The organism is Specibacter sp. BI4 (assembly GCF_056680095.1).
On record NZ_CM155265.1, the window covers coordinates 745,010 to 762,615 of the forward strand.

16 protein-coding genes are annotated in these 17,606 nt (G+C 64.4%); 10 read left to right on the forward strand and 6 right to left on the reverse strand.

What is annotated here, in order from left to right; translation table 11 throughout:
* Positions 1-25: 25 nt before the first annotated feature.
* The 4 genes from AC1L6K_RS03495 to AC1L6K_RS03510 all read right to left on the reverse strand — a co-directional run bounded on the left by AC1L6K_RS03495 (position 26) and on the right by AC1L6K_RS03510 (position 6,275).
* Positions 26-2,143: a PTS fructose transporter subunit IIABC gene (locus AC1L6K_RS03495; RefSeq protein ID WP_480951346.1), complete on the reverse strand. Its 2,118-nt coding sequence runs from the start codon at positions 2,141-2,143 to the stop codon at positions 26-28.
* A gap of 1 nt (position 2,144) precedes the next feature.
* A complete protein-coding gene (locus AC1L6K_RS03500; RefSeq protein WP_480951347.1) occupies positions 2,145-3,107 on the reverse strand; it encodes a 1-phosphofructokinase family hexose kinase in 963 nt (320 codons plus the stop codon).
* Positions 3,104-3,892 (reverse strand): DeoR/GlpR family DNA-binding transcription regulator, encoded by a 789-nt coding sequence (locus AC1L6K_RS03505; RefSeq protein WP_480951348.1) that lies wholly within the window; start codon positions 3,890-3,892, stop codon positions 3,104-3,106. Before AC1L6K_RS03505 ends, AC1L6K_RS03500 begins: the two co-directional genes overlap by 4 nt.
* A gap of 310 nt (positions 3,893-4,202) precedes the next feature.
* Entirely contained in the window at positions 4,203-6,275 is a 2,073-nt protein-coding gene (locus AC1L6K_RS03510) for a PhoX family protein (protein WP_480951349.1), read from the reverse strand.
* A 151-nt stretch (positions 6,276-6,426) separates the two neighbouring features.
* On the opposite strand from AC1L6K_RS03510, the gene AC1L6K_RS03515 reads away from it, so the two are divergent.
* The 3 genes from AC1L6K_RS03515 to AC1L6K_RS03525 all read left to right on the forward strand — a co-directional run bounded on the left by AC1L6K_RS03515 (position 6,427) and on the right by AC1L6K_RS03525 (position 8,832).
* Positions 6,427-7,068, forward strand: coding sequence for an alpha/beta hydrolase (locus AC1L6K_RS03515; protein ID WP_480951350.1), 642 nt, complete (start codon positions 6,427-6,429; stop codon positions 7,066-7,068).
* Positions 7,069-7,273: 205 nt separating this feature from the next.
* Positions 7,274-7,723 carry a DUF2871 domain-containing protein gene (locus AC1L6K_RS03520; RefSeq protein ID WP_480951351.1) on the forward strand — a complete coding sequence of 150 codons (450 nt, stop codon included), beginning with the start codon at positions 7,274-7,276 and terminating at the stop codon, positions 7,721-7,723.
* A gap of 182 nt (positions 7,724-7,905) precedes the next feature.
* Positions 7,906-8,832, forward strand: a complete 927-nt coding sequence (locus AC1L6K_RS03525; RefSeq protein ID WP_480951352.1) for a hypothetical protein — start codon at positions 7,906-7,908, stop codon at positions 8,830-8,832.
* A gap of 281 nt (positions 8,833-9,113) precedes the next feature.
* Here AC1L6K_RS03525 and AC1L6K_RS03530 read toward each other — a convergent pair whose 3' ends face one another.
* Entirely contained in the window at positions 9,114-10,403 is a 1,290-nt protein-coding gene (locus AC1L6K_RS03530; RefSeq protein WP_480951353.1) for a DUF445 domain-containing protein, read from the reverse strand.
* Between the two features lie 22 nt (positions 10,404-10,425).
* Here AC1L6K_RS03530 and AC1L6K_RS03535 point away from each other — a divergent pair, with 22 nt between their 5' ends.
* The 4 genes from AC1L6K_RS03535 (at position 10,426) to AC1L6K_RS03550 (ending at position 14,343) form a co-directional block, all read left to right on the forward strand.
* A complete protein-coding gene (locus AC1L6K_RS03535) occupies positions 10,426-11,295 on the forward strand; it encodes a glycerophosphodiester phosphodiesterase (RefSeq protein WP_480951354.1) in 870 nt (289 codons plus the stop codon).
* A 14-nt stretch (positions 11,296-11,309) separates the two neighbouring features.
* On the forward strand, positions 11,310-13,175 hold the full coding sequence (locus tag AC1L6K_RS03540; RefSeq protein WP_480951355.1) for a glycoside hydrolase family 15 protein: 1,866 nt from the start codon (positions 11,310-11,312) through the stop codon (positions 13,173-13,175).
* 68 nt (positions 13,176-13,243) lie between these two features.
* Entirely contained in the window at positions 13,244-14,035 is a 792-nt protein-coding gene (locus AC1L6K_RS03545; RefSeq protein WP_480951356.1) for an AzlC family ABC transporter permease, read from the forward strand.
* Positions 14,032-14,343, forward strand: coding sequence for an AzlD domain-containing protein (locus AC1L6K_RS03550; protein WP_480951357.1), 312 nt, complete (start codon positions 14,032-14,034; stop codon positions 14,341-14,343). The genes AC1L6K_RS03545 and AC1L6K_RS03550 overlap by 4 nt, the downstream gene beginning before the upstream one ends.
* Here AC1L6K_RS03550 and AC1L6K_RS03555 read toward each other — a convergent pair.
* Complete coding sequence (locus AC1L6K_RS03555; protein ID WP_480951358.1) at positions 14,320-15,027, reverse strand: DUF5684 domain-containing protein; 708 nt, start codon at positions 15,025-15,027, stop codon at positions 14,320-14,322. The two genes, AC1L6K_RS03550 and AC1L6K_RS03555, sit on opposite strands and share 24 nt — an antisense overlap.
* 112 nt (positions 15,028-15,139) lie before the next feature.
* Between AC1L6K_RS03555 and AC1L6K_RS03560 the strand changes: the two genes are divergently transcribed.
* The 3 genes from AC1L6K_RS03560 to AC1L6K_RS03570 all read left to right on the forward strand — a co-directional run bounded on the left by AC1L6K_RS03560 (position 15,140) and on the right by AC1L6K_RS03570 (position 17,572).
* Positions 15,140-15,472 carry a thiamine-binding protein gene (locus AC1L6K_RS03560; protein WP_480951359.1) on the forward strand — a complete coding sequence of 111 codons (333 nt, stop codon included), beginning with the start codon at positions 15,140-15,142 and terminating at the stop codon, positions 15,470-15,472.
* A 72-nt stretch (positions 15,473-15,544) separates the two neighbouring features.
* Positions 15,545-16,849: a glycosyltransferase gene (locus AC1L6K_RS03565; RefSeq protein ID WP_480951360.1), complete on the forward strand. Its 1,305-nt coding sequence runs from the start codon at positions 15,545-15,547 to the stop codon at positions 16,847-16,849.
* 54 nt (positions 16,850-16,903) lie between these two features.
* Positions 16,904-17,572, forward strand: coding sequence for an O-methyltransferase (locus tag AC1L6K_RS03570; RefSeq protein WP_480951361.1), 669 nt, complete (start codon positions 16,904-16,906; stop codon positions 17,570-17,572).
* Positions 17,573-17,606 lie beyond the last annotated feature (34 nt).

The following is a 17,606-nucleotide window of genomic DNA, read 5'->3' on the forward strand; positions in this document are numbered from 1 at the left end:
CTCCTTCGAAAATCATGACCAGAACCTAGGCGCCCTGGTGTGCGGGCTGCGCTGCTGCAAGGGTATCAACGGGCTTGCGGACGGCCCAGCGTTTCAGCGCAACTACTGTAAATGCGGCGATTACGGTGCCCACGGCAATGGAAACTGCGAACATGCCGATGTTGCCGATGGCGAAGAAGACGAAGAATCCGCCGTGGGGTGCCTGTGATGTCACGTGGAAGGCCATGGTCATGGCTCCTGTCACGGCACCGCCGAGCATGGAGGCCGGGATGACGCGCAGGGGGTCGGCCGCGGCGAACGGGATGGCGCCTTCGGTGATGAACGACGCGCCCAGAAACCATGCTGCCTTGCCGTTTTCACGCTCGGCCAGGGAGAAACGCTTTTTGTCGATGGCGGTGGCCAGGGCCATCGCCAGTGGCGGGACCATGCCGGCAGCCATGACGGTGGCCATGATTTCCCACGGCGCCTGGGCGGCAATGCTGCCCGCGCCGAGGCCGGCGACGGCAAACGCGTACGCCACCTTGTTGACGGGGCCGCCCAGGTCAAAGCACATCATGAGGCCCAAAATGATTCCGAGCACGATGGCGGATGCCCCCGACATTCCTGTCAGCCAGTTGTTCAGCCACACAGTGAGCGCCGCGATGGGTGCGCCCAGGAACAGGAGCATGATGCCGGAGGCGATGATGGAGCCCAACAGTGGGATGATCACGACGGGCATCAGGCCGCGCAGCACGCGGGGCACCTTCCAGCTGCCGATCCAGTAGGCGGCGAGGCCGGCCAGGATGCCGCCCACCAGGCCACCGAGGAACCCGGCGTCCATGAAGACGGCGATGGCGCCGGCTGTGAAGCCGGGTGCGAGGCCGGGCCTGTCGGCGATGCCGAAGGCAATGTAGCCGGCCAGTGCAGGGACCAGGAAGCTCATGGACAGGTTGCCGATGGTGAACGCCACGGCGCCCAGGTAGGCGCCGAGCGGGCCCAACGCCTGCGACGGGTAGTCCGTGGGCAGGTTGGCCAGGCTGTTGGACGTGAGGATCTTGTCCGCAAAGTCGGGAATCAGGAAACCGCCCAGCAGGAAGCCCAAGGCGATCAGCAAACCGCCACCGGCAACGAAGGGGATCATGTAGCTGACGCCTGTCAGCAGCACCTTCTTGATCTTGGCGCCCAGGCTTTCATTGGAGGCCTCGGCCCTCTGGTCGGCAGCCTCCTCTGCGCCGAAGTGCGGCACGCGGTGTGCGTTCGGGTTGTCCGAGGCTGCGACGGCCTCCTGGACCATCTTGGCGGGTTCGTCAATGCCCCGCTTTACGGGTGAGCTGACGAGGGGCTTGCCGGCAAAGCGTTCCTTGCCGCGCACGTCCACGTCGACGGCAAAAATGACTGCATCCGCGGCGGCAATGACTGCCGGATCCAGCGGCGTCACGGCGCCGGATCCCTGCGTCTCAACCTGCAGGTCAACACCGGCCTCCTGTGCCGCGGCGACGAGCGAATCGGCGGCCATGTACGTGTGGGCGATCCCCGTGGGGCACGCCGTCACGGCAACGATCCGCTTCTTGCGCGGTGATGCCGTACCGGCTTCGCCTCCGTTGGGGGCCCCGCCCGCTTCGCCGGCGCCCGAAGCCGCTCCCGGGCCCCCAACGGAGGCTGCGCCGGTTCCGGTTGAGCCGGGAGTGGCTGTTGCCGTGGCTGGCTTGGGCTTGTCCGCAAGCGCGTCATCCACCAGGGTGACGATGTCGGCAGGGGTTGCTGCCGCGCGCAGGGCCGCCGTGAAGTCCTTCTTGATGAGGGAGCGGGCCAGCTTGGAGAGCAGCTTCAGGTGGGCGTTGTCGGCGCCGGCCGGTGCGGCAATGAAGAAGACGATGTCGGCCGGGCCGTCCTTGGCGCCGAAGTCGACAGCAGGGTTCAGCCGGGCCATGGCCAGTGTGGGTTCCAGGACTGCTTCGGAGCGGCAGTGCGGGATGGCGATGCCGCCGGGAACACCCGTGGCAGTTTTTTGTTCGCGGGCCAGCGCATCGGCGAACAAGCCTTCAACTTCGGAGGCTCGGCCGGTTTTTGCAATGAGTTCGGCCAAATTGCGGATGACGGAGGTGGTGTCCGTGCCAAGGTTGGCATCCAGGAGCACCAGGTCGGTGGTGATGAGAGTGGTCATGTCAGATCTCTTCGACTGAGGCCAGAGCCGTCACGGTGACGGCGGCGGGGGTGGTTTGTGCGAGGGACGGAACCATGGTTCCGGGGAGGGAAGCTGCGGCCGCCCCATGGGCCACTGCTTGCTGCAGGCACGCTTCGGGGGCATCCCCGCGAAGTGTTCCCAACAGATATCCGGACAGGGCGGAATCGCCCGCGCCGACTGTGCTTTTTGCTTCGATGGCAGGGCCGCGCCCGTGCCAGCTGCCACTTTCCGTCACCAGGACGGCACCCTTGGAGCCGAGCGTGGCAAGAACGGCGCCAACGCCCCGCCGGATGAGTGACATTGATGTGCCCGCAGCCAAGGAGGGATCTGCCTCAATGGCCACGCCGTCAGCGATCCCTGTCAGCTCGGCAAGTTCTTCGCCGTTGGGCTTGAGCAGGTCCGGTGCCGAGCGCAGGCATTCACGCAGCGGCGCACCGGAAGAATCAACAGCAATTTTTGGGGCGTCCGCGCCGTAGGCGGCTCGGACGGCATCGATCACGACGGCGTAAAAATCGTTGGGTGCCCCCGGCGGAAGCGAGCCGGCCAGGACAAGCCAGGATGCGCCATCGGACTTTTCAACCGTCAGCTCAAGCAAGGCCGCAAGTTGCGCCTGCGTGAGCACGGGACCCGGTTCGTTGACCTTGGTGGTGGTTCCGTCGGGCTCGGTGATGGCAACATTGCTGCGCAGTGCCGCGCCGATCGGGAGGGTCAGGTGTGGGATGTGCTCCGCGGACAGGGCCCGGACGACGGGGTCATCAGCGTCGCCGGGCAGCAGGGCCAGCGAGTGGATTCCGGAGGCGGACAGGGCCCGGACGATGTTGACGCCCTTGCCGCCCGGGTGCTGGGAGGCGGCGGTGGCACGCTGGACTTCGCCGCGTTCCAAGGCTGCCGACAGCTCGATGGTGCGGTCCAGGCTCGGGTTGGGGGTCAGGGTGAGAATCATGCGATCACAATTTCCACACCCGCAGCGGCCAGGGCTGCCGCAAGTTCGGTGGATGGTTCGGCGGTGGTGATCAAGGTGTCGATCTCCTCAAGGGTTGCAAAGCGGACGAGTGTTTCGGCGCCGAGTTTGGAGGCGTCAGCCAGGACGACGACCTGCCGGGCCGCCCGGACCATGGCGGTCTTGGTTGCCGCCTCAACGGGGTCGGGGGTGCTCAGGCCAAAGTCGGCGTGGATGCCGTTGGTGCCAATGAAGGCCATGTCGGGGCGCAATGCACTGAGCTGTTCGGTGGCGCGGGCGCCCACGACTGCGCTGGTCAAACCCCTGACGCGTCCGCCGACAATGTCCAACAGCAGGTGCTTGTTGGTGCTCAGCGATGCGGCCGTGGGGAGTGAGTTGGTGATGACAAGCAGTTCATCGCCGGCGTTGGCAGGTGCCCATTCGGCCAGGCGTTCCGCCAGTGCGGCAGTGGTGGTTCCCGAATCCAGCAGGATCGAGGCCGTCGGGGCATTGGGCACGAGTGCCAAGGCGGCCGTGGCTATGCGCTGCTTTTCACCCAGCCGCTGGCTCTGGCGTTCGGTCAGGCTCAGCTCGGAGCGGGTGAGCCCATCGGGACCGACGGCGCCGCCGTGGACCCGGCGCAGCTGACCGGAGTCCTCCAGGGCTGCGAGGTCGCGGCGGACCGTTTCCTGGGTGATGGAAAACAGTCCGGCCAGTTCATTGACGCCCACCCGCCCCTGGGTGCCGACGAGTTCGGCGATTCTTTGGTGCCGTTCCTCCGCGAACATGCCGGTTCCTTCCGCAGCGTCCCTGGTGCGTGACGGGTGTCACAAGATCTTGAATAAGACGACTCTATCTGCGTTTATCTTTGTTTGTCAATCCAATTCCCACATAAACAAAGAATTGCGCGGCGGGCATCCAGCGACCCGGGGAGCCGAAAGAGCGGGGGCGGCGCCCGGGGGGCGGTTCGACGCAGACGCGAAAACCCGCGGCGACGATGGCTTGAGGCCACCGTCACCGCGGGTTGCGGACATGCACTTCCCTGCCATCGGATGAAAATTGCGCTGGTGTGCGCAACTCCCGGACGATGGCCGTTGTTTAGTTGCCCTTGCCTGCGCCCTCCGGGAAGATCTGGACAATAGACGGGCGCGGCGCGCGCACCTGGCCGGGTGCCGGCGTCGATCCTTCAGCCACGTAGTCGGGGAAGAGTGAATTGAGTTGCGTGTACGAGCCGTCCTCGCCCGGGTGCTGCACGGCCACATAAACCATGGACTCGTCGTCGTGGACGACCGGCCCGCAGGTCTCGGCGTCGCGTGGCATGGAGGCGAACTGCTGGACATTGCCGCGGTTGGCGCCTTCCAGCCCAACCTTGAACAGGCCGTCGTTGTAACCAATGACCGACGGCGCCCCGTCGGTGGAGATCCACAGGTTGCCCTGGCTGTCGAAGGCCAGGTTGTCGGGGCAGGAGATGGGGCTGACCTTGTCCGCCGGGAAGCCGCTGAAGTACGTTTCCGTGTTCTTGGCCGGGTCGCCACAGAGCATCAACAGGTTCCAGTTGAACGTGGTCGCGGTTGAATCGTCATTGTCTTCGGTGATCTCCACGACGTGGCCGTCACGGTTCTCGGTGCGGGGGTTGGCCTCGTCGGCAACAGCCTGTCCGGGGAGTCCGCGCTTGGTGTTGTTGGTGCAGGCCACGTACACCTTGCCGGTCTGCAGGTTGGGCTCCACATCCTCGCAGCGGTCCATCTTGGTGGCGCCTGCCTTGTCAGCAGCCAGGCGGGTGTGGACAAGGACTTCCTGGACGCTCATGCCGGCAATGGCGCTCTTGCCGTTGAGGACGAGCGGCAGCCAGCTTCCGGCACCGTCAAACGCGCCGTCGGAGGGAACAGTTCCGGATCCGTCGATCTCCGCGGCCGAGTTGCCGGTGAACTGTGCAACATAAAGGTCGCCCTCGGTCAGCAGGGTCATGTTGTGGGCCTTGTTGTTCTTCTTGTACTTGTTCTTGGAAACAAACTTGTACAGGTAGTCAAAGCGCTCATCATCCCCGGAGTAGGCGACCACCTTGCCGTTGCCGGCGATGATGACATTGGCGCCCTCATGCTTGAAACGGCCAAGGCTGGTGTGCTTTTTCGGGGTGGAGTTCGGGTTTTCCGGGTCAATCTCCACGATGTAGCCGAAGCGGTTGGGTTCGTTGCGGTAGTCCTCGCCGCGGGCGTCAAAACGCGGGTCATCGAGTTCCCAGCCCATGCCTGTGGCGCTGTCGCCCAGGCCGTAGCGGCGGTCCTCGGCGCTGGTGCCGTTGGTGCGGAAGAAGCCGTTGAAGTTTTCCTCGCCGGAAAGGATGGTGCCCCACGGCGTGGTGCCGCCGGCGCAGTTGCCCAGCGTGCCGAGCACAAGGGTGCCGGAGGGATCTGCCGCAGTCTTCATGAAGTCTGTGCCCGCCAGCGGACCCGTGAGCTCAAACTCCGTGTCAACGGTGATCCGGCGGTTCAGCTCGCCGCCGCGGATGTAGCTCCACGGCTGCCCCTTCTTCTTGCGGTCCAGCTCCACCACTGTCATGCCGACGGCGTTGCGGTAGATATTGCGGCGTTCTGCTTCCTCTGCGGCTGAGGCTGCGGCGGCGGGGAACATGATCTGCGGGTTGACGTATTCGTGATTACAGACCAACAGGCCCTTCTTGCCGTTGGGCTGGCGCAGGATTTCCGTATAGTCGTTGTTGTAGCCGAACTGGCCGGCCTGTGCGGCAGCTGTCTGCCGGGAGAAGTCAAAATCGGGGGCGTCCTTGAAGATTGGATCGCCCCAGCGGATGATGGGGGACCAGCTGAAGCCCTCCGGCACGTTGAAGGCGTCCACTGCTGCGTCCACGGGCTGGATCGGGGCAAAGCCGAACTTGCTGCCCTGGCCGTTGTTGCCGACACCGTTTTGGCCGTTATTGCCCTTGCCCTGGTTGCCCTGCACCATGACGGCGGCGCTCAGGGCGCCGGCCAGGCCGATGCCCAGCGCCGAGCGGCGGGAAAATTCCGTGGAGGCGATGTCCCGGAAGTAGCTGTTGGTGGAGGTGTTGCACACGGCCTTGGAGCATGCGTTGTCGCATTTGAGGCTGCAGGTGACGGCGCTGCGCTTGCCGCGGGTGTGGCCGAGCATGGGCAGGAGTTTCTTCAAATCGTTCATGGCAAACCTTCCATCGATGAGTGCGTTGGGCACCACAGTCGCAGTTCGGGAAGACGAATGGGAGTGGATTGGTTGAACTGCAGGTGAACTCAGCACCAACCGTGTGGTTCGGCACCCGGAGCACATGCCTGCCCGTGGGTAGTCTTGCCCCATGGATACCGTTGTGTGGTCCCGGCCGGAGGGCGAACGCCCGGGCACTCCGTTGTTGTTGCTGCTCCACGGCTACGGATCGGATGAAAGCCGCATGGCTGCGCTGTTCAAGGACTTGCCCAAGGGGTTCACCTGTGCTGCCCCGAGGGGGCCCAGGGACATCTCGGGCGACTACGGCTGGTTCCTGCTTGACTACTTCCTGGCCAACGACTTCGCCGAGGTCGTGGGTTCGGCCACCACCGTCCTCAGCTGGCTTGACACTGTCATGGCGGAATACAAGTTCAGCTCGGTGTCGGTGCTGGGCTACTCGCAGGGCATGGCCATGGGCACCACACTGCTGCGGCTCCGTCCCCAGGCGTTCACAGCCGCCGTCGGACTGTCAGGCTTTGCATTGCAGAACGAACTGCTCGCAGCCATGGAACCGCTGGCGCACCGGGTCCCGTTTTTCTGGGCCCGCGACCCCGCGGATCTTGTCATCAACCCGGAGGCCACCGCGTTCACGGCGGAGTGGCTTGCCGCCAACACCGACCTCTCCGAGGCACGCTACGCAGGCATGGGCCACAACACCCGCGCCGACGAGCTCGCCGACGTGTCGTCGTTCCTGACCGGACACGTGCCGGGATCCTTCGTGCCCCGCGGTTAAGTTGGCCCGGCTCACCAGAAACTACCGGCACGGCAATGAGCGCACGGCCTAAAACCACCTGCGCAACGCTTCGTCCGGCCGCTGACTTACGCCGTCCGGCCGGATGGCGTCCCAAAGTCAACCAAACGGTTGATGGCCCGGGCCCACGCCCATCCTAGGCTGGAATCAAAGGCCCGCACCGGGGCCCTGCAGCGAAGGAAACCTCATGAAGAAGCTCTTTTATTCAGCATTCGGCTACATGGTCATCGGCGTTCTGTCCGGCTTGTTTTACCGCGAGTTCTCCAAGGGCAGGGATTTCACCGGATTCACCCAGCTCTCAGTGGTCCACACGCACCTGCTCACGCTCGGCTTCATGGTCCTGCTGATCGTTCTGATCCTGGAAAAACTGTTCACGCTGAGCAAATCCCGGCTGTTCAACTGGTTCTTCTGGACCTACAACGCCGGCCTGGCCCTCACCGCAGCCATCATGGTCGTCCACGGGATGATGCAGGTCAACGGCATCACCGACATTTCCGCCGCCATTCCCGGAATCGCCGGCCTGGGCCACATTCTGTTGAGCGCCGGCATGGTCTTCCTCTTCCTCGCCCTGCGCACCCGCCTCTTTGGCCCCGCCGTGAAGCACGACGCCGAGACTTCAGCAGCGCTCGCGGGCTGACCTGCCACCGGGGCTGGGACGGGGCCCGGGGTTGGCCAGGTGGTTCCGCCACCGTCAACGCGGACCCGCTCCGCTGCCGTGTGCTCCCTCTGTGTTCTCCCGCTGTGTTCTCCTACAGTGAAAGCCGGGCTCCTGTCAGGGCTGGCGGTTACCCTTGAGGCATAGACAGCGGAGGAGAATTGATGGCACGCAAAGATCTCAACCACGTGGGGATGACGCCCGCACCCGGCTTCGCGAAGTCGGCAGGCAGGACCAACCCTGCCGTGGAAATGGCAGCAGGGGCGGCCTTCGACAAACAAGGCAAGCCAACTCCCGCAGTGCACAACATGCTGCTCAGGGCCGTCGAGGTCCAGCGTCCGCTGGTGCTGGCGAACCTGCGGAGGCTGCGCAAGCGCCACCCGCACGCGACGGCCTTCGAACTGAGCCAGCGTTTGGAGCGCGACTTCCTTAACGGTGTGAGCGGCGGCGGGGCCGCGATTGGCGCCACGGCCATCATCCCGGGCGTGGGCACCGTGGCGGCGCTGTCCATTTCCGCGGCCGCCACGGTGGTCTTCCTGGAAGCGACGGCACTTTACGCCCAGTCCATTGCAGAGCTGCACGGCGTCCGGCTGCAGGACCCGGAAAGCGCCCAGTTGACAGTCATGGCGATCATTTTGGGTGAAGAGGGCCAAGCCATGTTGGCGGGCCTGACAGGGCACGCGCTGGGGACAGGTAAAACCCCCATGCAGGCGTGGGGCAAGACCGTCAGCAAGAGCCTCCCGCTGACGACCATCAAGGGCCTGGTGGCACCCATGCAAAAAATGTTCCTGAGGAAGATGGCCGTCAAGGGCAGTGCCTCGGTGGTGGGCAAGGCCCTGCCGTTTGGCATCGGCGCAGCCGTCGGCGGCGTGGGCAACTACATGATGGGCAAGGCAGTCGTCACCTCGGCCAACAGGGCATTCGGCCCCGCCCCCATGATGATTCCGCAGGAGCTGCTGGCCGAGCTGGAAGCAACAGCCAGGCCCCCGAAAGCCGTAAAACCCCCGAAAGCCGCGAAGCAGCCCAAGGCATTGAAGGGGCCCAAACCCCCGCGAGGTCGAAGATGGGGCGAGCCCAAACAGCAGCCCTAAACAGCAGTCCCAAGACAGCAGCCCTGCACGTCACCGTGCAGGGCTGCTGTCTTCCCTGCCCGGACTCTGACGGGAAGGGAGAAGGACAGTGACGAGAAAGTGCCCTGCAACGTCGAAAACACCAATTGGTTTTGGTCCGGCAGCCGGCAGGACCATCTTTCGGGCACGCTCCACGCTCACGCTGCGCCAACTGGCCACGTCCGAACGCGAATTCATGCAGCTTGGCCTAAAAAATCGCCAGAGCGTGGATCTTTCCCTGAGCTGAGCTGCTGGAGGCGGAACTAGCCGAACACGAGTGTCGCGACCGTGAAAATCACCAAGCCGGCGAGGGAACCAACCACCGTGCCGTTGATGCGAATGAACTGCAGGTCCTTGCCCACCTGCAGCTCAATCTTCTGGCTTGTCTCCTCGGCGTCCCAGTGTTCGACCGTGTCTGTGATCAAGGAAGTGATCTCGTGTTTGTACGTGCCCACGAGGTAGGCGGCGGCGTCTGAAATCCACTTGTTGGCCTTGGCCGCCAGTTCGGTGTCCTCCACAAGGCGGGTGCCGAAGTCCCTCACGGCCGCCGTGAATTTCAGCCGCAGCTCGGAGTTGGGATCCTCAACTGCCTCTGTCACGGCCGACTTGATGGTTTCCCAGGTGCGCCCCGCCAATTCGCGGACCTCCGGATCGCCCAGCACCTGCGCCTTGATGGCTTCGGCCTTCGCGATCATGGCCGGATCATGCTGGAGCTCCTGCGCGAGGTCCTTCAGGTAGTTGTCCAACTGCAGGCGGACCTCGTGGTGTGGATCGTCCTGCACTGCGCGGGCAAACTTGTAAATCTCGGTGTAGATCTTGTCTCCCACCAGGCCGTCAACGAATTGCGGCACCCAGCTGGGGGACCGGTCCGAGACCAGGCCGCTGATGGTTGTGTGGTTGGCGCGGATCCAGGTTGTTGAGCGGTCAACCAACAGATCCACCAGGGCGTGGTGGTGGCCTTCGGCGAAGATCCGCTCGGCGAGTTTTCCGATGGGCGGGCCCCACGGCGGCTCGAGCACATGCTTGCGAACCATTGACTCAATGACGTCCTTGACGTCGTCGTCGTTGAGCACAGCCATCGCACCCCGCAAGGCAGCGGCACCCTCGGTCGCGACGCGCTCGGCACTTCCCGGCTTGGCCAGCCATGTTCCGACCTTTTGCGCAATTTTCGTGGTGGAAAGCTTCTGGGCGACAACCGTTTCGGAGAGGAAGTTGGTTTCCACAAACTCCGCCAGGGACGCGCCGATCTCATCCTTGCGGTTGGGGATGATGGCTGTGTGCGGAATCTTGATCCCCATGGGGTGCTTGAACAAGGCCGTGACGGCAAACCAGTCGGCCAGTGCACCGACCATGCCGCCCTCGGCAGCCGCCCGGACGTACGACAGCCAGGGGAATTGGTGTTCGAGGGCAAAAGCGAAGCAGAAAACAACTGCCATGAACACCAGCAGCCCCAGCGCAATGTTCTTCATGCGCCTCAGGCCCGCGGCCTTTTCAATGTCGGGGTGCTGTGCTGGTCGTGTGCCGGTCGGGCCAAGCTGTTGTGTCTGCGCCATGAAGTAAGCGTAGCGTGGTGCCATGACCGTTCAGATCTACGCCCACCGCGGGTCAAGCGAGGCGTTTGCCGAACACACCCGCGCCGCTTATTTGCAGGCACTTGCCGACGGCGCCGACGGCGTCGAATGCGACCTCCACCTCACCTCGGACGGCGAACTGGTGCTGCTGCACGACGACGACGTGGACAGGACTTCCAGCGGCACCGGGCCGGTGGCGGAGCGGACGCTGGCGGAACTGCGCCAACTGGATTTCAGTTCCTGGCACGGCGCGGCAATCCCGCCCGGCTACGGCACCACCGCCACGCAATTGCTGACGCTTCCGGAGCTGCTGGCTATTCTTGGCGCGGCGGGCAGGCCTGTCGGATTGGCCATTGAATTCAAATATGGTGCCGTTTTCAACGAGGAACTCGTTGAGGCCACCCTTGAAACGTTGCGCCGGCACGGCTGGTCCGCGGGGGACTCCACCGCCGGCAACGCCCTGGTTTCCTTCATGAGCTTCCACCCCGATGCCGTGAAATATTTGGCGGAGCGGGTGCCTGCCGCACAGCTCTGCCAGCTTTTGGAGGAAGTTGAAGTGGAGGACGTGCGGGAGACGCTGGAGGTGGGCCCCATTGCCGGCAACACGGTTGCGTTCCTGATGCGCCGCGCGATGGCCGAAGGCGAGCAGCTGCTGGACGACGGCGTGGCAAGCCTTGCCGGGCCCGGCGTCGAGTATCTGCGGGCGAACCCTGAAAACGTCGCGAGATGGGTTGGCAACGGTCGGGTGCTGCGGGTTTGGACCGTTGACACGGCCACTGAACTGCAGACGTGCCTGGCTGCCGGGGTGACGCAGGTGACGACCAACAAGCCCCGGGCGATCCAATCATTCCTTGCCGCTGAGCGGGCCGTGTAGCGGCTCGTGGCACCATGTGGTTGCATGGAACCATGGCATCGCGAATTGAAGATTATGCACTCCTTTCAGATCTGCACACAGGCGCCCTGATCGGCCGGGATGGAAGCATCGACTGGCTGTGTTTCCCGCGCTTTGATTCACCTGCGGTGTTCACCGCGCTGCTGGGAACGGCCGACCATGGCCGTTGGCTGATGGCACCCACGCACGCCCAGTCGGCTGTTGCACACCGGTCCTATCGGGGCCGTTCCTTTGTCCTTGAAGCGTTGTGGGAAACCCCCGAAGGATCCGCGCGCATCACCGATTTCATGCCCGTGGGGGACCGCCGGGCCTCCATTGTGCGCCGCATTGACGGTTTGGACGGCAGTGTTGAATTTGGTCAGGAAATCACTGTCCGCCCGGGGTATGGCAAGGTGCTGCCGTGGGTTCGCCGGGTGAGGGAGACCGACGGCACGGAGGCCATCGTGGCCGTTGCCGGGCCGGACGCACTGGTGCTGCGCGGGGACAAGCTGCCCCACGCCGTCGGACATCAGCACAGCGGCTCCTTCACTGTCCGGGCAGGGGAGCGGGTGGAACAGGAATTGACCTGGTTTCCCTCGCACCGGCCGGTACCTGCTGCCATCGACATTGAACTGGCGCTGGAGCAAACGTGCGCCTACTGGGAATCCTGGGCCGCACGGTACAACCAGGACGGCAAGTATGCGGATCTGGTGGAGCGTTCCCTGCTGGTGCTGCGTGCGCTGACGCATGAAGACACCGGAGGCATTGTGGCCGCCCCCACCACGTCCCTGCCGGAAGATTTTGGTGGTGCACGGAACTGGGACTACAGGTTCTGCTGGTTGCGGGACGCCGCCCTGACACTTGAGGCAATGCTCACCCACGGGTATGCCGATGAGGCCTTGAAATGGCGCGACTGGCTGTTGCGGGCGGTGGCCGGAGATCCCGAGGACCTGCAGATCATGTACGGGCTGTCAGGCGAGCGGGACCTGGCGGAGGCCGAGCTGACCCATCTGCCAGGCTACGAGGGTGCGCTGCCGGTGCGCATCGGCAACGGGGCGGTGGGCCAATACCAGGCCGATGTTGTGGGTGAGGTCCTGGTGGCCCTTGAAAAGCTGCGGCTTGCAGGCGGCCATGAAGACCATTTCTCCTGGCCGTTGCAACAGGCAATGCTCGGCTTCATCGAAAAGCATTTGGCGGCGAAGGACCACGGCATCTGGGAAATGCGCGGGGACCTGCTGCACTTCACCCATTCGCGCGTCATGATGTGGGCGGCCTTCGACTGTGCCGTTCGGGCGGTGCGCAACCATGGGTTGGCAGGACCGGTTGAACGGTGGGAAGACATTAGGGAACAGCTGCACGCTGAAATCATGGAACATGGCTTCAACAAGGAGCTGAACACCTTCACGCAGACCTACGGCGGGACGGCCACCGATGCGTCGCTGCTTGTCATCCCGCAGGTGGGCTTTGTGCCGTACGGTTCCCCGGAAATGCTGGGCACAGTGGACGCGCTGGAGAGGGAACTGGTGGATGAGCACGGGCTGATCCTGCGCTACCAGACGGCGACGGGCCTTGACGGGCTGGCGCCGGGGGAGCACCCCTTCCTTGCCTGCTCGTTCTGGCTCGTTGAACAGTACGCACACACGGGACGGCGGGCCGACGCCGTCGCCCTGATGGACACCTTGGTGGGGCTTGCCAACGATGTGGGACTGCTCAGTGAGGAGTACGACATGGAGCAGGGCAGGATGGCGGGCAACTTCCCCCAGGCCTTCTCGCACTTGGCCCTGGTCCGTGCCGCGGACGCCCTGCACGGGACCGAGAACCTCAGCCTGTCCGACGAACCCATCGATACCAACACCATGCCCATCGTTATTCTGCAGAGTTGACGGGTCCTGCTGCCCCGGGGATTGCCAACCCGAGGGTCTGCCGTGAAGCCACATGAAAACACGGGGAAATGAAACTTAAGGATTCGCCGGCCGCCAAAATCGGCGCCTCGATCGCCATCGCCACCGGCCTGTACGGGGTGTCCTTTGGTGCGCTCTCAGTGGCCTCCGGCCTGACGTTTTGGCAGACGATGGTGCTGAGCCTGCTGCTGTTCAGCGGAGGGTCGCAATTTGCGTTCATCGGCGTGGTTGCCGCGGGCGGCACCGGGGTGGCCGCCATGAGTGCCTCCGCGCTGCTGGGCATCCGCAACGGTGTTTACGGCATGCAGTTGAACGCCCTGCTGCGCCCCACGGGATGGCGTCGTTTTGTCGCGGCCCACGTCACCATCGACGAGTCGACGGCAACAGCCACCGGCCAAACGGATCCGGACGAACAAAAGCGTGGTTTCTGGGTGGCCGGCGTCGGGATCTTTGTGCTGTGGAACATCATGACGGCCGTCGGTGCCGTGATCGGCGACGCCGCGGGCGATCCCAAGCAATGGGGGCTCGACGGGGCGGCCGTGGCGGCATTCCTGGGGTTGCTGTGGCCGCGGATCAAGGACTTCCAGCCCGCGGCGATCGCCGCCGTCTGCGCCGTGGTGACCCTGCTGGCGGTGCCGTTTGTGCCGCCGGGGGTGCCCATCCTCGTCGCCGCGGTGGTGGCCGGGTTGATCGGCTGGTTCCGCCGCGGCCACACCCCCGACCATGCGCCCGGACATGTGGGCGACGGAATGGAACCCGACATAGATCCGTACCGGAATGATGCAGCCGGTGCAGATGCAACCACTGCAGATACAGCCGGTGCAGCGGGGGAGAGCGCATGAGCATGTGGGCATGGCTGCTGGTCGCGGCCGTGATTGGATACGCAACAAAGCTGCTGGGCTACCTGGTGCCGGCGAAGGTCTTGGCCAACCCGCGGATGTCACGCGTGGCTGGCACCCTGACCATCGGACTTCTGGCGTCGCTGACCATTGTCAATGCGGCGGCAAGTGGCACGTCAGTGGTGCTTGATGCACGAATGGGTGCCTTGGTGGCGGCCGCGATTGCGCTCTGGTTCAAGGCACCTTTTCTGGTGGTGGTCCTTGCCGGCGCCGCGGCCGCCGCCGGTTTACGGCTGCTGGGCTGGCCCTGAGCCGTACTGTGCGTTGGGATCCTGCTGGCCGTACTGTGGCTGCTGACCTTGTTGCGGCTGGCCGTAGCTTTGCTGCTGCTGGCCCGGGTACTGCTGGCCATACTGTGCGTTCGGGTCCTGACCGTATTGTTGCTGACCGTATTGCTGCTGGGCATACGGCTGGCCGTATTGCTGGCCGTTCATCTGGCCGTACATCTTCTGCTCAGGAGAGACATAGGCCGGGCCCAGGTATTTGGCCTGGCCGTAGGAGAGCATGGAAGCAAACACGATGGGGACGAATATCAGGCCAACCGTGTAGGCAGTGTCCTTGCCGAACGACTTGGCAACGTCATTGATGGTGATGATCGCCCAGTAGATTCCGGCATAAGGAATGAATTGCAGCCAAAAGCTTGACTCGGGACGGCCCGCAATCTTCACCATGATCCAGGTGTTGTAGAAAGGCACAAAAGCGGCCCACTTCGGGTAGCCTGCCTTGCCAAAAAGACCTGCCCAGGCGAAGCCGCTGGCCAGCCAAATAACCACGAACATGAGTGCGTAGAGGCCCATGATGACGGCAAACATACCCATGGCGGCGGCAGGGTCCATGGTGCTGTCGCTGTAGTAGGGGTCCCCATAGTACGGGTCGTCGTAGCTGTCGAGAGGAAGCCCCAAAGGGCGGGACAGGGCAAGGAGGGATGAAAGCATGGGTCAACGATATCTGCACCCATGGGCAGAACCCAATGGGGTGAACTACCCATAATGGAAGAATCACCACGGCTGGGCCAACACGCAGTCGACAAAATTAGAGGAGACCATCATGATCGTGGCATTTTCAGTGGCACCCAGCGGCACACCCACGGACGCACCCGCCGGAACAGGCGACGACGCGTCCGTTCACACAGCTGTGGCTGCAGCAGTCAAGGTTGTCCGCGAGTCGGGGCTGCCCAACAACACAAGTTCCATGTTCACCGAAATTGAGGGCGACTGGGACGAGGTCATGGACGTGGTGAAGCGCGCAACGGAGGCTGTCGCCCGATACGGCTCACGCGTTTCGCTGGTTTTAAAAGCCGACATCCGTCCCGGCCACACCGGCGAACTCAGCGGCAAGGTGGCCAGGCTGGAAGGCGCACTCGACACGCTGGGTGAGTGACCGGCGTCGAACTTTAGGGGTGCTCTGACTGCTGCTGTCAGGGCACAAACACGGCGCTGGCAGGCCGGACAAATGGCGCGTAGCATCACAGGCATGGACGGCTTTGAGCCGCAGGGCAGCACTCCGGGAGGCGGGCACAGCCAAACTCCCGGCAACTATTTGTTCGCGCTGACCGACGGTGGCGGCACGGTTCCCCCTGAACTGGGTGTTGCCCGGCGGCTGGTGGATCGTGGACACCACGTCACGGTGCTCGCCGATGAATCAATGGCAGAACAGTCCCGGCGCACGGGAGCCGCCTTTTTACCGTGGACGGGGCAGCCCGCGGGGGAATTGCGCGACTGGGGCAGGCAATCGCCGCTGAGGCTTGCCCGCAACACTGTCCAGCACATGATCACGGGACCGGGGCCGAGCCAGGCGCGGGACGTGGCGCACGCGATAGACGGGACCAGGCCGGAACTGGTGCTGGCCTCGTTCTTCGCCCTCGGGGCCATGATTGCCGCGGAGGGCAAGGGTGTTCCGTTCGATGTGCTGCTGCCCAACATCTACCCGCTGCCGGTGCAGGGCAGGCCGCCGGGCGGTGCCGGGCTGGCGCCGATGGGCGGTCGGTTGGGGCGGTTGCGGGACCGCATGGCACAGGCAGGCGTCAACTGGATGTTCGACAGGTATGCGCTGGCGCCCGCGAATGCGTTGCGCGCCGAGTACGGGCTCGGCCCCGTCGCGACCATCTGGGAGCAGTTCCAGCATGCGAAGCTGCAGCTGATTCTCTCCTCTGAAGCGTTTGACTTTCCCGCGGAGCTGCCGGCAAACGCCCGTTATGTTGGGCCGGTCCTTGACGATCCGGACTGGGCGGCCGACGCGTCCTGGACGGAACCCGGGGGTGAGGACCCGCTCGTGCTGGTCGCCATGTCCTCCACCTTCCAAAACCAGGTGGAGTGCCTGCAGCGCATCGCGGACGCGCTCGGTACCCTCCCGGTGCGGGGTGTCGTCACCACGGGCCCGGCAGTTCGGGTCGATCAACTCAGGGTTCCGGCCAATGTTTCGGTGGTGGCCTCCGCACCGCACAGCGAGGTCATGCGACGGGCCGCCCTTGTCATCACCCACGGCGGCCATGGCACAGTGGTCAAGGCACTCGCTGCCGGGCTGCCACTTGTCATCTTCCACCATGGCCGCGACCAGGCGGACAACGCCGTTCGGGTGACGGCCCGCGGAGCCGGAATCGCGGTGTCGCGCCGTGCGACCGCCGCCAAAATCGCCCTGGCCATCACCACCGTCCTGGGCTCGCCCGCCTACACGCTGGCCGCTCAGGAACTGGGCCGTGCCGTCTCGCATGACGCCGCCACCAGCACCGCGCTGCTTCTGGACGCACTGGAAAATTGAGCACTGTCGGCTTGTGCACTGTCGCAGCCAGCGAAACCGACCTACGCTGGGATCATGGTTGAGCATCAGCGCAAACCCGGGTGGGCCGAGGTCGAGGAATTTTTGTCCGCCACGCTCGTGCAGGGCGGGCCGGGCATGGATGCCGTGCTTGACAGCATTGACGCCGCCGGGATGCCGCGGATCGAGGTCGCTCCCACGGCGGGCAAGCTGCTCATGCTGCTGGTGCGGATCCAGGGCGCACGGCGGATACTGGAAATTGGCACCCTGGCCGGCTTCAGCACCATCTGGCTGGCCCAGGGAATGTCCGACGGCGGCCACGTCACCACCTGCGAGTTCCTGCCCGAACACGCGGCCCTGGCCAGGCGCAATGTCGACGCGGCAGGCGTTGGATCCATGGTCGACATTCGTGTGGGGGCTGCGCTGGACACGCTGCCCGCGCTGGTTGGCGGGGAACCGTACGACTTTGTCTTCATCGACGCCGACAAGTCCAACAACGTCGAATACCTGAAATGGGCGCTGCGGCTGACCCGGCCGGGCAGTGTCATCATCATGGACAACGTGATTTGGGAGGGCACCATCCTGGACCCGGGCGACGACCCCGACGCCGGCGCCATCCGGGCGGCGCTGGAGTTCATGGGTGCCAGTCCGGCGCTGGACGCCACCGCCATCCAGACCGCCGGGTCGAAGGGCTGGGACGGCTTCGCGATCGCCGTCGTGCGCTGAAGGGCTGTCGCGGGCACTGGACTACGCTGGCGGA